We start from the raw sequence: 14,376 nt of genomic DNA, 5'->3' as shown, positions 1-14,376 counted from the left end.
GCCCAGACGCCGGCCGGTACGCGGCCGCGCCGGCCCAGGGCGCGCGCGGGGCCCGCGACGGGCAGGGCGAACAGGGCCGCGTGCAGGAGGCCGAGCGCGGGAAGCAGCAGCGGGGCGATGAGGAGGAGCCACATCAGGAGGGCGTCTCCGAACGCTCCCTCGCTCCGGTCGTGGTCGTACGGGCCCGCGAGACCGGCGAGGACGAAGGCCGCGGCGAGGAGCAGGAGGGGCTGTCCGGCCGACATGGCCGCCGCCGCGGGGAGCTCCCTGCCCAGGACCGTCGCCGGACGGGCCGTTCCGTCGTGCGCCATGAGGCCGCCCCCGAACCGAGTTTTGAACAAGTTCAGTCACTTGTTGCCCGCACCCTACCCCCACCCGCGCCGGGGCCCGCCGGGGCCCCCGCCCACTCCCTCACGCCCTCGCCGACCCCGTGCGGCCCCGGCGCGACCCTTCCCATCTGACGGACCGTCAGGTTCAATCGGGGGTGTGATGGGACACGCAGGGATGGCGGCCACCGTCGTCCGATACCTCAGGTCAGCCGGCGCCCCCGCATCCGCGGCCCCGGAGTCCGTCGACGCTCTGCCCCGGCCCGCCCTGCGGGCCGTCGGCCGGGACGAGCGCGCGCCCGTCGGCCCCGCGGAGTTCCGGGCCGTGCTCGGGCGCTTCGCCAGCGGGGTCACGGTCATCACCGCGCCGCCCGGGGAGGGCGAGGACGGCCCGGCGGGCTTCGCCTGCCAGTCCTTCGCCTCGCTGTCCCTCGACCCGCCGCTGGTCACCTTCATGGTGGCCCGCACGTCGACCACCTGGCCCCGGATCGCCCGCGCCGGGGTGTTCTGCGTCAACATCCTGGGCGCCGAACAGGGCGCGCTGTGCCGGGCGTTCGCCGTCAGCGGCGCCGACAAGTTCGCCGGGGTCGGTCACCGGCCGGCGCCCGTCACCGGCTCGCCGCAGCTCGACGACGTGCCCGCCTGGATCGACTGCCGGATCCAGGCCGTCCACACCGGCGGCGACCACCTCATCGTCGTCGGCCGCGTCACGGCCATGGGCGCCGAGGGCGAGGGCGACCCCCTCCTCTTCCACCAGGGCCGCTTCGGCCGCTTCACCCCCTGACCCACGGCGCGCCCCGGGCCGGCCCCCCGACCGACGGCGCGACCCGACCCGCACCACGGCCCGGCCCCGCACCCCTCGGCCCGACGCCACGGCCCGGCCCCGCACCCCCTGCCGGGCCGCGGGGCCGGGTCGTGTCCGGGCTCAGAAGGTGAGCACCCCCCGCGCCACCCGTCCGTGGTGGGCGTCGTCGGCGGCCTTGGCGAAGTCCTCGACCGGGTAGACCTCCGTCACCAGCTCGTCCAGCAGCAGCCGACCCTGCCGGTACAGCTCCGCGTACAGCGCGATGTCGCGTTGGGGGCGGGAGGACCCGTACCGGCAGCCCATGATCGTCTTGTCGAGGTACATGGACGAGACGAGGAACGACGCCTCCTCCTTGAACCCCGGCACCCCCAGCAGGATCGCCTGCCCGTGCCGGTCCAACAGGTCGACGGCCTGCCGGATCAGCTTCACGTTGCCCACGCACTCGAAGGCGTGGTCCGCGCCCGTCGGCAGGATCTCCCGGACGGCGGCCGAGGAGTCCCGGACGGCCGACGCGTCGATGAAGTGGGTGGCGCCGAACTGCCGGGCCACCGCCTCCTTCGCCGGGTTCGCGTCCACGGCGACGATCGTCGTCGCCCCGGCTATCCGGGCGCCCTGGAGGACGTTCAGCCCGATCCCGCCGGTGCCGATGACGACGACGCTCTCGCCGCGGTCCACCTTCGCCCGGTTCAGCACCGCCCCGACGCCCGTGAGCACCCCGCAGCCGATGAGCGCGGCCGAGGTCAGCGGCACGTCCCGGGGGATCTTCACGGCCTGCACGGCCCTGACGATCGTCCGCTCCGCGAACGCCGAGTTGGAGGCGAACTGGAACAGCGGCTTCCCGCCCCGGCTGAAGGGTTGGCCGGGCATCCCGATCGCCTTGCGGCACATCGTCGGACGCCCCCGGTCGCAGTCGGCGCACGCCCCGCAGTTGGCGAGCGTGGACAGCGAGACGTGATCGCCCGGCGCCACGTGCGTGACGCCCGCGCCGACCGCCTCGACCACCCCGGCGCCCTCGTGCCCGAGCACCACCGGCGGCGGGAACGGGATCGTCCCGTCGATCACCGACAGGTCGCTGTGACACAGCCCGGCCGCCTTGACCGCGACGAGCACCTCCCCCGGGCCCGGATCGCGGATCTCCAGATCGTCGACCACCTGGGCCTGCTTGCCGTCGAACACGACGCCTCTCACCTGGGCTCCTTAGGCAGGCCGAGCACCCGCTCGGCGATGATGTTCCGCTGGATCTCGTCCGAGCCGCCGTAGATCGTGTCGGCCCGGGTGAAAAGGAAGAGCCGCTGCCCCTCGTCGAGTCCCCGCTCGTACGGGACCTCCCGCGACCAGGGCCCCGAACCGGCCGTCGCCGCCGCCCCCCGAACCTCGACGGCCAGCTCCCCGAGCCGCCGGTGCCAGCCGCCCCACAGCAGCTTGGCCACGCTCGGCGCCCCCGGATCAGCGGCGGAACCGAGGGTGCGCAGGGCGTTCCACCGCATGGTGCGCAGCTCGGCCCACTGCCGTACGAGGCGTTCGCGCAGGACGGGGTCCGGGACTCCGGCGGCGGCGTGGTCGGCCAGGACGCGTTCCAGTTCGGCGGCGAAGCCGATCTGTTGGACGAGGGTGGAGACGCCGCGTTCCAGGGCGAGCAGGCCCATGGCGACGGCCCAGCCGTTGCCCTCCCCGCCGACGGTCCCGGCCGCCACGGCCCCGTCGAAGAACACCTCGTTGAACTCGGCGGTGCCCGACATCTGCCGGATCGGGCGGACCTCGATCCGCCCCGGCTGGTCCATCGGCACCAGCAGGAAGGACAGGCCGCGGTGCCGGCGGGAGCCGCTCTCGGTGCGGGCGAGGACGAAGCACCAGTCGGCGTCCTGGGCGAGGGAGGTCCAGATCTTCTGCCCGGTGACGCGCGGCAGCCCGTCCGCCGGGTCGCGAACGGCGACGGTACGGACGCCCGCCAGGTCCGATCCGGCGTCCGGTTCGCTGTAGCCCTGGCACCACAGCTCCTCGCCGCGGGCGATGCCGGGCAGGAACCGGGCCTGCTGCTCGGGGGTGCCGTAGGCGATCAGGGTCGGCGCGAGCAGGTTCTCGCCGATGTGGCCGAGCCGGCCGGGCGCGCGGAGCGCCGCGTACTCCTCCGCCCAGACGACCTGGCCGGTGAGGGAGAGCCGCTGCTGTCCGTACGCGCCGGCGGGGACGTCCCAGCCCTGCCCGATCCAGCCGCCGCGGCCCAGCTCCCGCTCCCAGCCGCGCCGCCGGTCCGTCCCCTCGTGCTCGCTGCCCGGCCCGCCGAGGCCGCGGAGGTCCGCGTACGGGCCGGCGAGGCGGGCGGTGAGCCAGGTACGGGCGCGGGCGCGCAGCTCCTCGTCCCCCGCTCCGAAGCTGAAGTCCATGCGGTCTCCCTGTCAGGCGTCGGCGGGGCGGCGGTCAGGCGTCGAACGGACGGGGTACGGGCCCAGGGCGCGCGGGCGAACGGGACCCGGGCGCGCGGAAGCCGGGCGCCCGGAAGCCGGGCCCGCCGGGTACGGGCCGACCAGGAACGGGCCGACCGCGCGAGGCCCGTCCGGCCCCGGCCCGGTCACGCATTGGGGCGGTCCTTGGCGGCGGCGGCCCGGGCCATGGCCTCCAGTTGCGCGAGCATCGGCATCGGGTCGGTGCCGACGGTCCCGGGGAGGAAGTCGGCGATCTTCTCCGGGGTCCAGGCGCCTTCGGCGTACCCGGCGCGCAGTTCGCGCGGCTGGGCCCAGACGGCGATCTTCGGACCGGCGATCGTGTACACCTGCCCGGTGATGTTCTCGGCACGGGCCCGGTCGCTGAGCAGGTAGGTGACGAGGGCCGCGACGTCCTCGGGCTCGCCGATCTCCTTGAGCTCCATGGGAACGTTGGCGGACATCCGGGTGCGGGCGACGGGGGCGACGGCGTTGGCGGTGACCCCGTACTTGTTGAGGCCGAGGGCGGCGCTGCGGACGAGGGAGATGATCCCGCCCTTGGCCGCGCTGTAGTTGGCCTGGGCGACGGAGCCCTGGTGGTTGCCGCTGGTGAAGCCGATGAGCGTGCCCGTGCCCTGCTTGCGCATGACGGCGGAGGCCGCCCGGAACACGGTGAAGGTGCCCTTGAGGTGAGTGGCGACGACCGGGTCCCATTCCTCCTCGGACATGTTGAACAGCATCCGTTCGCGCAGGATGCCGGCGACACAGACGACCCCGTCGACGCGCCCGTAGTGGGCGAGCGCCGTGTCGATGATGCGCTGCCCGCCCGCCATCGTGGAGATGTCGTCGGCCACCGCGACGGCCTCCCCTCCCGCGGCGGTGATCTCCTTCACCACCGATGCGGCGACCTCGCTGGTCGGTTCCCCGCCCTCGATGCCGACGCCGTAGTCGTTGACGACGACCCTGGCGCCCTCGGCGGCCGCCGCGAGCGCCACGGCCCGCCCGATGCCCCGGCCCGCGCCGGTGACGGCGACGACCTTGCCTGCCAAGAAGTTCCCCATGCCGGCCCCTTCCCGCGTTTTCTGACGGACCGTTAGATTCTATGGGCAGCCCGACGCACCAGCACAAGACCCGGTTGTCCCTCGCCTTCGCAAGGAGCTGATGAGGTCCATGTCCCTGCCCCCCGAGTTCCACGACATAGCCAAGCGCGTCAACAACTGGGGCCGTTGGGGCGCCGACGACGAGATCGGCACCCTGAACCTGATCACCGACCCGGTCGTCCGGGCCGCGGCCGCCGGCGTCCGCAGGGGCCGCCGGGTGCCGCTCGCGCTCCCGCTGCAGGAGGACGGCGTCCAGGTCGGCATGATCCCGGGCCGGATCAACCCGCTGCACACGATGGTGCAGATCAACCAGGAGATCTTCGGCCCGGGGACGGTGGCCTGCAGCGACGACGCGGTGACGATGGGCCTCCAGGCGGCCACCCACTGGGACGCGCTGACGCACGTCTCGCACTCGGGGAAGATCTACAACGGCCGCCCGGCCTCCTCCATCACCGCGCACTCCCGCGCCGAGTTCAGCGGCATCGACAAGGCCCGGCACATCGTCTCGCGCGGCGTCCTGCTGGACGTGGCCCGCGCGAAGGGCGTGGACCGACTGGAGGGCGGTCACGCGGTGACCCCCGAGGACCTGGCGGAGGCGGAGGAGTTCGGCGGGGTCACGGTCCGCGCCGGCGACGTCGTCCTCGTCCGCACCGGCCAGATCCAGGTCTACCTGGCGGGCGACAAGCACGGCTACGGCTTCCCGTCCCCCGGCCTGTCCGTCCGCACCCCGCAGTGGTTCCACGCCCGGGACGTGGCGGCCGTCGCGAACGACACCCTGACCTTCGAGATCTTCCCGCCGGAGATCGAGAACCTGTGGCTGCCGGTGCACGCCCTGGACCTGGTCGAGATGGGCATGCACCAGGGCCAGAACTGGAACCTGGAGGAGTTGTCCACAGCCTGTGCGGAAGAGGCCCGCTACTCCTTCCTCCTCTCGGCGATGCCCGAACCCTTCGTGGGCGGCACCGGCACCCCGGTCTCCCCGATCGCCGTCTTCTGACCGCCCCTCACCTCCGGCCGGACCGGCGGCGTCGGCGCGCCGGGCGGGCGCTCCCGGACCGGTGGTGCCGCGCGCCCGGTCCGCCGCCTTCGCGCCACCTCCCCGACAGCCGCCGCGCGGGGGCGGCGGGCCGAGCGGGGAACCCGGACCCGGCAAGGGGACGGGCGGGCACGGGGGCCGCCGCAGCGGCCCCGTACCTGCCGCGGTGGCGGCAACGGCCGGGACTGCTGAGGCGCAAGACCCCCCACGTTATGCCCACAAGAGCCTCACAGAGGCCGATTCCGCCCTTCTGGACCCATGGCGACCTTCGAAAAGATGGTCACGCGTCTCCAGGCCACCGTCACGAGCGCGTGGCTTCCCCGACGCCGAACCAGAGGGGTTCCACCATGTCACCGCGCAAGATCCTGGCGATGATGACCGCGACCGCGGCCCTGATCGCAGGACCCGTCCTGACCGCCCACGCCTCATCCGCCGCCACCGCCACCGACTCGACGTCCGCACGGTCCGTCCACGCCGAGCAGGCCCGCGCCGCGGGGCTGAGCGCCCCGGAGGCGGCCCGCCTCCAACAGCGGGTCGACGCCGTCCTCGCGAAGGACCCGGCGGCCCGCCAGGTCTCCGCGAACCGGCTGACCACCGCCGGCGGCTCCCTGACCCTCGCCACGCCCGGCCGGGGCGAGGCCCGCGACCTGGCCTCCCCGGACACCGCGCTCGCCTGCGGACACGGCCACCTGTGCATCACGGACGGCCAGGGCAACAACTACGACTTCTACCGCTGCGGCTACTACGACTTCTGGGGCATCGGCGACGGCACGTTCAACAACAACCAGACCTCGGGCACCCGGGCCCGGTTCTACAACGACAACGGCAGCGAACGCTGGTCGAACGTCGCCAAGTCCACCGGCACCGCCTCCTGGACCCCCGTGTACCACATCCGCCCCTGCTGACCCGCCCCTGACGCCTCCCCAGGTGCCCCCGGCCCCCACCCCTGGCCGGGGGCACCGCCCCGATCGGCGACCCGGCATCATGGGGCAGGGCACGGAGAAGGGAATGGGGCCGGGGATGCCTGGGCACGCGTACGGGTTCATGACCGCCGCACGGCCCGCGTCGGCGGACCTCGTACGGATCCTCGGCGAAGCCTTCGGGGTGGGCGCGCAGGGGGTCGACGTCGGGCCCGAGCACGCGGCCGCGGATCGGAACCCGGACGCCGCCGTCACCTGCCGGTACGAGTACTTCGCCCGGGGCGACCTGGCCTGCGCCCTGCACGTGCACGCCGTCCCCGCCATCACCGCGCCACCGACCCCCGAGGCCCTCGGACGGTCGCTGGCCCTGGGGTTGGGGACGACCGTGCTGCTGGACGGGGGCCCGCCCTCGATCAAGCGCGTCCTCACCCCCACCGGCGGCGCCACCTTCGCCCGGATCGAGGAGCCGGAGGCCAGGCAGGGCGGGGAGGGCGGCGGAAGCGGCTTCCGCGTGGCGGCCACCCAGGCAGGGGTGGAGGCGTTCGCGCACGCCCCGGTGCGCGGGCTCCCCGAGGTCGTACGGCACGTGCCGCTCGCCCCCGCGGGCACCGACCGGCGGCTGCGGCCGTGGGCGGACCTGATCTGCCGCATGGAGGCCGGCTGGCCGCCCGTGCGCTGGTACGGGCCCGACATGTACCGGGACGACCTGACGGCCCGGGACGACCTGGCCGATCTCGACGGGAACCCCGAACTGGCGGCGCTCGACGCCCGCTTCCGGGCCGCGACGGTGGACGACGACGGCGCGGAGATCGGCACGGTGACCGGGACGGCGACCGGCGCGGAGATCGGCACGACGACCGGCACGACGACCGGGACCCGGCAGGACACCGGCTCCGGCCCGGCCACCCGCCGGACCGCCGTCCCCTGGTACCGGCGCCGGCGGCCCGCCGTGCTGCCGTGGCGGGTGTTGCCGCCCGCCGACCCGGAGGGCGCGCACTGGCTGTGGGAGTGGGTGCGGGCCGGCTTCCCGACCGCGGCCGACCTGACGGGCCTCGACCTCGGCGGGGCGGTCCTGTCCGGCGCCGACTTCTCGGTGACCCTGTTCACCGGTACCCGCCTCACCGGCGCCCGCCTCGTCGGGACGGACTTCTACCGTTGCGACCTCCAGGGAGCCGACCTCTCCGGCGCCGACGCCACCGGCGCCTGCTTCGTACGGGCCGTCCTCGACGGCGCCGACCTGCGCGGGGCGGTCCTCGACGGCGCCGACCTCGTTCGCGCGGAGCTCTACGGGGCCGACGCCCGCGGCGCCCGTCTGCGCGGCGCCCGCGTCCTGGGCGCCGTACTGCTCGACACCGACCTGCGCGGGGCCGACCTCGCCGGGGCGGAGCTGCGGGAGAACCTCTTCGAGGTGATCCTGGACGACCGCACCCGCGTGGCGGGACTGACGGGGACGATGTTCGGCCCGGCCACCCTGACCGCGTCGGACGGCACCCGCCGTTCCCTCGCGGGGTCCGCGCTGGAGGAATGGATCCGGGCCCGCGGGGGCGACGTACGGGTCATCGAGCCCCGCGGCCGACCCCGTACCTGACCCGATCGACGTCGGGAGCGAGGGCGAGGGGGCCGGGTCGAACCCGACGCCCGACCCGCGACACCCGACCCCGACCCCGAGACCAACGGGTGGCGGCGTGTGTCCGTGCACACCCCGAGCGCGGCACGGCAGCCGCCACCCCACGACCCGCACTCGTCAAGGTAGGACCCTTGGCGTCCCCTCGCGACGAATCGCTCACCACAAGGGTGATCAACAGGTGACAATCCGTCAACACCTCGTTAGAGGTACACGCGCGGTTCCCGGTGGCAGGCAAAGTTTTCGTCGGGTGCGGTCTTCCCCGGCTCCGCCCGGTCGATCTCGCACCAGATGCGCTTGCCCGCGCCCTCGCGCTGCCAGCCCCACCGGTCCGCCAGTCCGTCGACGAGTTCCAGGCCGCGCCCGCCCGTGTCGTCCCCGGCGGCCTGCCGGGGGGCGGGCGCCCGGTCGCTCGCGTCGGCGACCTCGACCCGCACCCCCGGCCCCCCGAACAGCATCCGCAGCACGGCCGGACAGCCCGTGTGCACGACCGCGTTCGTGACCAGCTCGGAGATCAGCAGGATCAGCGTCTCGGCGAGCGGCTCGTCGTCCCCTATCCCGGACCCGGCCAACCGGGACCGCGCCCACCGGCGTGCCCGACCGACCTCGGCGGGGTCCGGTCCTACCTCCAGTTGCACCTGAAGCACCTGCACCGCTCACACCATCCGAACCGGCGGACACTTCGCCTCGCGACAGGATGGGATCACCGACCGTGATCCCCGTGCTGTGCAGCATGGTTGACATACAGTCACCACAACAAGCGCTTCGGGCATATTCCAGCGCGAAGGAGTAGGCGTGGTGCATACTGTGCGACGCTCGCGCCGCTCAACCGCTCGCATTCGTGGGAGCGTACCGGAGCCCACCCCCGCCTCCGGGCCGGATCGGGCTGGGCCCAGGACACAAACCGATATCAACTCTCCGTAATCGGACATGCGTCCCGCCCCGTCCCTCCCGTGCCCCGCCGCGCCCCTGCCGTCACGGTGAGCGACCGCCGGGCGCGGTCCGCACGGCAGTCGCACCCTGACGACGGGCCCTACGGCACCGCCGAGTCCAGCAGTTCCCCGGCCAGCAGTTCCTCCGCCTCCCCCGCAGTGCGCCACTGCTCCGCGCGCACCCAGGCCCGCTTCAGGTGGAGGTGGACGTCCGCCTCCCAGGTGAAGCCCATACCGCCGTGCACCTGGAGGCAGTCCCGTGCGTTGGCCACGGCCGCCCCGTCCGCGAGGAGCTTGGCGGCGGCGATCTCCCCCGGGCCCCCGGCGTACGCCGCCGTCACCGCCGCCGCGTACACGGCCGTACGGGCCAGCTCGGCCCGGACCAGCATGCCCGCGCACAGGTGCTTGACGGCCTGGAAGGCGCCGATCGGCCTGCCGAACTGCTCCCGCTCGCCCGCGTACCGTACGGCCAGCTCCAGCGTCCGCAGCGCGCTGCCGAGCTGGAGGGCCGCGGTGAGCAGGGCTCCCGTGTCCCGGTACGGGGCGAGGTCGTCGGCCCGGGCCCCGGCGCCGCTCCGGGCCCGGTGCAGGGGGGTCAGCGGGTCCGCCGAGCGGACCGGTTCGGCTTCGGGGCGGCGCGGGGAGCCGAGGACGGCGTCGGCCTCCGCCAGGTGGGTGACCAGGTCGCCGCCCAGGTCGAAGGCGGTGACGACGGTGGCGCCGGCGGCGGCTCCCGGGACGGTGCCGGCGGCCAGGTGGGTGGCGACCAGCGGGCCGGGCAGCAGCGCCCGGCCGGCCTCCTCGAAGAGGAGCACCGCCTCGGGCAGGCCGAGGCCGACCCCGCCGTCGGCCTCGGGAAGGCGCAGCGCGAAGAAGCCGGCCTCGCCGAGCTCCCGCCACAGGTCCCGGTCGACGGTGGTCCCCGTGTCCAGTGCGCTCCGCAGCGCCTCGCGCCCGTGGCGTCGGGCGAGGAGGTCGCGCAGGGCCGCCTTGAGGTCCCGCTGGTCCTCGGTCGGTTGGAAGTCCACGGCCGTTCACCGGCCCTTCGGGAGGCCGAGGATCCGCTCGGCGACGATGTTGTGCTGGATCTGGGAGGTGCCCGCCGCGATCGTGTAGGAGAGGGACGAGAGCCGGTCCAGGACCCATTCCTCGTCCAGGGCGAGGGAGTCGGGGCCGAGGACTCGCGCGGCCGCCTCGTAGAGCTCCTGGCGGGCGTGGGAGTAGGCCAGTTTGAAGACGCTGCCGCCGGTGCCCGGGACGCCGCCGGAGCGCTCCGCCTCGCCGACGTTCCACTGGGTGAGTCGCCACAGGGCGCCGAACTCTCCGTGGAGCCGGCCGAGGGTGCGGCGCAGGACGGGGTCGTCCCAGCGGCCGTTGGCCTTCGCCGCGCGGGCGAGGTGGGTCAGGGTGCGGCGGCAGGCGACGACCTCGCCGACGAAGGCCGTGCCGCGTTCGAAGGACAGGGTGACCATGGTGACGCGCCAGCCGTCGTTCTCGGCGCCGACCCGGTTGCCGACGGGGACGCGGACCTCGTCGAGGAAGACCTCCGCGAACTCCGTGGACCCGGCGAGGGTGCGCAGGGGCCGGACGGTCACGCCGGGTGCGTCCATCGGCATGGCGAGCCAGCTGATCCCGCGGTGTTTGGGGGCCCGCGGGTCGGTGCGGACGAGGAGCTCGCACCAGTCGGCGACCTCGGCGTGGGAGGTCCAGATCTTGGAGCCGGTGATGACGTACTCGTCGCCGTCGCGGACGGCCCGGGTGCGCAGGGCGGCGAGGTCGGATCCGGCGTCCGGTTCGCTGAAGCCCTGGCACCACACCTCGTCGCCGCGCAGGACGGGCGGTAGCCAGCGGGCGCGTTGTTCGGGGGTGCCCTCGGCAGCGATGGTGGGGCCGGCGTGGAGGAGTCCGACGAAGTTCGCGCCGACGTACGGGGCGCCGGCGCGTTCGGTCTCCTCCAGGAAGATCAGGTGTTGGGTGGGGGTGGCGCCGCGGCCGCCGGCGTCGACGGGCCAGTGGAGGCCCGCCCAGCCGGCGTCGTACAGGCGCCGCTGCCAGCCCAGGTCGTAGGCGCGGCGGGCGGGCCAGTCGTCCGGGGAGGGTTTGGCGGGGAGCTCGGGCAGGGTCTTGCCGAGCCATTCGCGCAGGCGGGCCCGGAAGTCCTGTTCCTCGTCGGTGTGGGTCAGGTCCATCAGCGGCCCTGGCCGGTCCGGTCGAGGTCCAGGGGCAGGCCGAGCATGCGGATGGCGTTGCCGCGCATCAGCTTGTAGACGGTCTCGTCGTCGAGGCCGCCGACGTGGTCCAGGGCGACCTCCTTGGTGTGCGGGAAGGTCGAGTCGACGTGCGGGTAGTCGGTCTCGAAGGTGGCGTTGTCGCGTCCGACGACGTCCAGTGAGGCGATGCCGTGCTTGTCGCGGAAGAAGCAGCAGAAGATCTGCCGGTAGTAGTACGTGGACGGCGGCTCGGGGATGAGGTCCTTGACGCCGCCCCAGGCGCGGTGTTCGCGCCACACGTCGTCGGCGCGTTCGAGGGCGTAGGGGATCCAGCCCATCTGGCCTTCGCTGTAGGCGAGTTTCAGGGTGGGGAACTTGACCAGGACGCCGCTGAAGAGGAAGTCCATCATCGAGGCCATGGCGTTGTTGAAGCTGAGGGAGGCCTGGACCGCGGGCGGGGCGTCGGGGGAGGCGGCGGGCATCTGGGAGGAAGACCCGATGTGCATGTTGACGACGGTGCCGGTGTCCTGGCAGGCGGCGAAGAAGGGGTCCCAGTAGCCGGAGTGGATGGACGGCAGTCCCAGGTGGGTGGGGATCTCGGAGAAGGTGACTGCGCGCACCCCGCGGGCCGCGTTGCGGCGGATCTCGGCGACGGCGAGGTCGATGTCCCAGAGCGGGATGATGCACAGCGGGATGAGGCGGCCGCCGCTGTCGCCGCACCATTCCTCGACCATCCAGTCGTTGTAGGCGCGCACGCAGGCGAGGGCGACCTCCTTGTCGTGGGCCTCGGCGAAGGTCTGGCCGCAGAAGCGGGGGAAGGTGGGGAAGCAGAGGGAGGCCTCGACGTGGTTGAGGTCCATGTCGGCGAGGCGGGCCTTTGGGTCCCAGCAGCCGCGGCGCATCTCCTCGCGGGTGATGCCCTCCAGGGTCATGTCGTCGCGGTCGAAGCCGACGGCGGCGATGTTGCGCTTGTACGGGAACTTGAGGTCCTCGTAGATCCACCAGTCGGTCGGGGGGCCGTCGGGGTCCATGGTGATGACGTACTTGCCGCCGGTGTACTGGAGTTCGCCGATACCGGCGGTGAGGGGCCGGGGTCCGCGGTCGCGGTACTTGGCGGGCAGCCACACGTCGAAGAGGTGGGCGGGTTCGATCACGTGGTCGTCGACGCTGATGATCCGAGGCAATTCCAGTTCCATAACCGTCTCCCCAATCGCCCAATCTGATGGATCGTCAGAAACAAGCTAGCCCCGCCGGCTCTGGACCGGCAAGCGCCGGCGCCCTACGCTCTGCGCCAGATCTGACCATCCGTCAGAAATTTAGCGAGGGAGGTCCGGGATGACGGACACCGCGACGGAACTGAGCCGGTCCCGGACCCTGTGGGAGCTGGTCGCCCGCCGGGCCGCGCTCACCCCCGACGGCCCGGTGCTCATCGAGGCCGCCGACCGACCCGCCGACGACCGCACGCTCACCTTCGGCGCCCTGCGCGAGCGCGCCGAACGCGTCGCCGCGGGCCTGTACGCCATGGGCGTGCGCCCCGGCACGGTCGTCGCCTGGCAGCTGCCCACCCGCATCGAGACGGTGCTGCTCTCGCTCGCCCTGGCCCGGCTCGGCGCCGTCCAGTCGCCCGTCATCCCCTTCTACCGGGACCGCGAGGTCGGCTTCGCCCTGCGCGAGTCCAAGGCCGAGTTCTTCGCCGTCCCCGGCACCTGGCGCGGCTTCGACCACACCGCGATGGCGGCCCGCCTCGGCGCGCGCGGGGTCTTCGACGCCTACGACGCCCTCCCGGACGGCGACCCCGCCCTACTGCCCCCGCCGCCCGGCGACGGCACCTCCGTGCGCTGGATCTACTGGACCTCGGGCACCACCTCCGACCCCAAGGGCGTCCTGCACACCGACCGCTCCCTGATCGCCGGCGGCTCCTGCCTCGCGGACGCCCTGCGCCTGACCCCGGCCGACGTCGGCTCGATGGCCTTCCCGTTCGCGCACATAGCCGGCCCGGACTACACGGTGATGCTGCTGCTGTACGGGTTCCCGGCGGTGCTCTTCGAGAAGTTCGCGATGCCGGACGCCCTGGACGGCTACCGCCGCCACCGGGTCACCGTCGCCGGCGGGTCCACCGCCTTCTACTCCATGTTCCTCACCGAGCAGCGCAAGGACCCCACGACGAAGCTCATCCCGAGCCTGCGCCTCCTCGCGGGCGGCGGCGCCCCCAAGCCCCCCGAGATCTACCACGCGGTGGTCCGCGAACTGGGCTGTCAGCTCACCCACGGCTACGGCATGACCGAAGTCCCCATGATCACCATGGGGGCGCCCGACGACACCCCGGAGAACCTCGCCACCACCGAGGGACGCCCCCCGGCGGGCATGTCCATCCGCATCACCACCCCGACCGGCGACGCCCTGCCCACCGGCGCGGACGGCGAGGTACGACTGCGCGGCGAGGCCGTCTGCCAGGGCTACCTGGGCCGCGAGGACACCGACGGGGTCTTCGACGCCGACGGCTACCTGATCACCGGCGACCTGGGCCGGCTGACCGCCGACGGACACCTCGTCCTCACCGGCCGCAGCAAGGACGTGATCATCCGCAAGGGCGAGAACATCTCGGCGAAGGAGATCGAGGACCTCCTCCACGCCCTCCCCGCCGTCGGCGACGTCGCCGTCATCGGCCTGCCCGACCCCGAACGCGGCGAACGCGTCTGCGCCGTCGTCGAACAACCTCCGGGCGCGGCCCCGCTGACCCTCCCCCAGCTGACCGCCCACCTGCGCGCGCAGGGCCTGGCCCCCCACAAACTGCCCGAGCAGCTGGAGCTGATCGACGCGCTCCCCCGCAACGACGCCCTGCGCAAGGTCCTGAAGTACAAACTGCGCGAACGCTACGCCTGACCCTCCGGGACCCTCGCGCCGGTCCCCGCCGCCCGGACGCGGCGGGGCGCGGGGGGGGGGGGGGGGGGGGGGGGGGGGGGGGGGGGGGGGGGGGGGGGGGGGGGGGGGGGGGGGGGGGGG

The 14,376-nt window shown here is 73.8% G+C and carries 12 protein-coding genes and 1 pseudogene; 5 read left to right on the top strand and 8 right to left on the bottom strand.

Annotation, left to right across the window (positions count from 1 at the left end):
• A pseudogene (locus tag NOD94_RS35535) lies at window positions 1-311 on the bottom strand (hypothetical protein); the annotation flags it as partial.
• 178 nt (window positions 312-489) lie between these two features.
• On the opposite strand from NOD94_RS35535, the gene NOD94_RS35530 reads away from it, so the two are divergent.
• Window positions 490-1,110, top strand: a complete 621-nt coding sequence (locus NOD94_RS35530) for a flavin reductase family protein (RefSeq protein ID WP_281210353.1) — start codon at window positions 490-492, stop codon at window positions 1,108-1,110.
• Between the two features lie 141 nt (window positions 1,111-1,251).
• On the opposite strand, the gene NOD94_RS35525 is transcribed toward NOD94_RS35530, so the two are convergent.
• The 3 genes from NOD94_RS35525 to NOD94_RS35515 all read right to left on the bottom strand — a co-directional run bounded on the left by NOD94_RS35525 (window position 1,252) and on the right by NOD94_RS35515 (window position 4,612).
• Window positions 1,252-2,319 (bottom strand): Zn-dependent alcohol dehydrogenase, encoded by a 1,068-nt coding sequence (locus NOD94_RS35525; protein ID WP_281210352.1) that lies wholly within the window; start codon window positions 2,317-2,319, stop codon window positions 1,252-1,254.
• Entirely contained in the window at window positions 2,316-3,515 is a 1,200-nt protein-coding gene (locus NOD94_RS35520; protein WP_281210351.1) for an acyl-CoA dehydrogenase family protein, read from the bottom strand. The genes NOD94_RS35525 and NOD94_RS35520 overlap by 4 nt, the downstream gene beginning before the upstream one ends.
• A gap of 185 nt (window positions 3,516-3,700) precedes the next feature.
• Entirely contained in the window at window positions 3,701-4,612 is a 912-nt protein-coding gene (locus NOD94_RS35515; protein ID WP_281210350.1) for an SDR family NAD(P)-dependent oxidoreductase, read from the bottom strand.
• A gap of 109 nt (window positions 4,613-4,721) precedes the next feature.
• Between NOD94_RS35515 and NOD94_RS35510 the strand changes: the two genes are divergently transcribed.
• The 3 genes from NOD94_RS35510 to NOD94_RS35500 all read left to right on the top strand — a co-directional run bounded on the left by NOD94_RS35510 (window position 4,722) and on the right by NOD94_RS35500 (window position 8,195).
• The gene (locus NOD94_RS35510; protein WP_281210349.1) at window positions 4,722-5,648 is read left to right on the top strand and encodes a cyclase family protein; all 927 of its coding nucleotides are present in this window, start codon (window positions 4,722-4,724) and stop codon (window positions 5,646-5,648) included.
• A 386-nt stretch (window positions 5,649-6,034) separates the two neighbouring features.
• The gene (locus tag NOD94_RS35505; protein WP_281210348.1) at window positions 6,035-6,592 is read left to right on the top strand and encodes a hypothetical protein; all 558 of its coding nucleotides are present in this window, start codon (window positions 6,035-6,037) and stop codon (window positions 6,590-6,592) included.
• A gap of 115 nt (window positions 6,593-6,707) precedes the next feature.
• Complete coding sequence (locus tag NOD94_RS35500; protein WP_281210347.1) at window positions 6,708-8,195, top strand: pentapeptide repeat-containing protein; 1,488 nt, start codon at window positions 6,708-6,710, stop codon at window positions 8,193-8,195.
• Window positions 8,196-8,434: 239 nt separating this feature from the next.
• On the opposite strand, the gene NOD94_RS35495 is transcribed toward NOD94_RS35500, so the two are convergent.
• The 4 genes from NOD94_RS35495 to NOD94_RS35480 all read right to left on the bottom strand — a co-directional run bounded on the left by NOD94_RS35495 (window position 8,435) and on the right by NOD94_RS35480 (window position 12,569).
• Window positions 8,435-8,884 carry an ATP-binding protein gene (locus tag NOD94_RS35495; protein ID WP_281210346.1) on the bottom strand — a complete coding sequence of 150 codons (450 nt, stop codon included), beginning with the start codon at window positions 8,882-8,884 and terminating at the stop codon, window positions 8,435-8,437.
• Window positions 8,885-9,264: 380 nt separating this feature from the next.
• Complete coding sequence (locus NOD94_RS35490) at window positions 9,265-10,191, bottom strand: acyl-CoA dehydrogenase family protein (protein WP_281210345.1); 927 nt, start codon at window positions 10,189-10,191, stop codon at window positions 9,265-9,267.
• A gap of 6 nt (window positions 10,192-10,197) precedes the next feature.
• The gene (locus NOD94_RS35485) at window positions 10,198-11,352 is read right to left on the bottom strand and encodes an acyl-CoA dehydrogenase (protein WP_281210344.1); all 1,155 of its coding nucleotides are present in this window, start codon (window positions 11,350-11,352) and stop codon (window positions 10,198-10,200) included.
• Window positions 11,352-12,569, bottom strand: coding sequence for an amidohydrolase family protein (locus tag NOD94_RS35480; protein ID WP_281210343.1), 1,218 nt, complete (start codon window positions 12,567-12,569; stop codon window positions 11,352-11,354). Before NOD94_RS35480 ends, NOD94_RS35485 begins: the two co-directional genes overlap by 1 nt.
• Window positions 12,570-12,708: 139 nt before the next feature.
• Here NOD94_RS35480 and NOD94_RS35475 point away from each other — a divergent pair, with 139 nt between their 5' ends.
• On the top strand, window positions 12,709-14,256 hold the full coding sequence (locus tag NOD94_RS35475) for an AMP-binding protein (RefSeq protein ID WP_281210342.1): 1,548 nt from the start codon (window positions 12,709-12,711) through the stop codon (window positions 14,254-14,256).
• Window positions 14,257-14,376: the final 120 nt, after the last annotated feature.

The sequence above is a fragment of the Streptomyces sp. Isolate_45 genome, from assembly GCF_024721315.2.
GTDB lineage: Bacteria > Actinomycetota > Actinomycetes > Streptomycetales > Streptomycetaceae > Streptomyces.
This window is presented reverse-complemented; position numbering and strand designations above follow the sequence as displayed.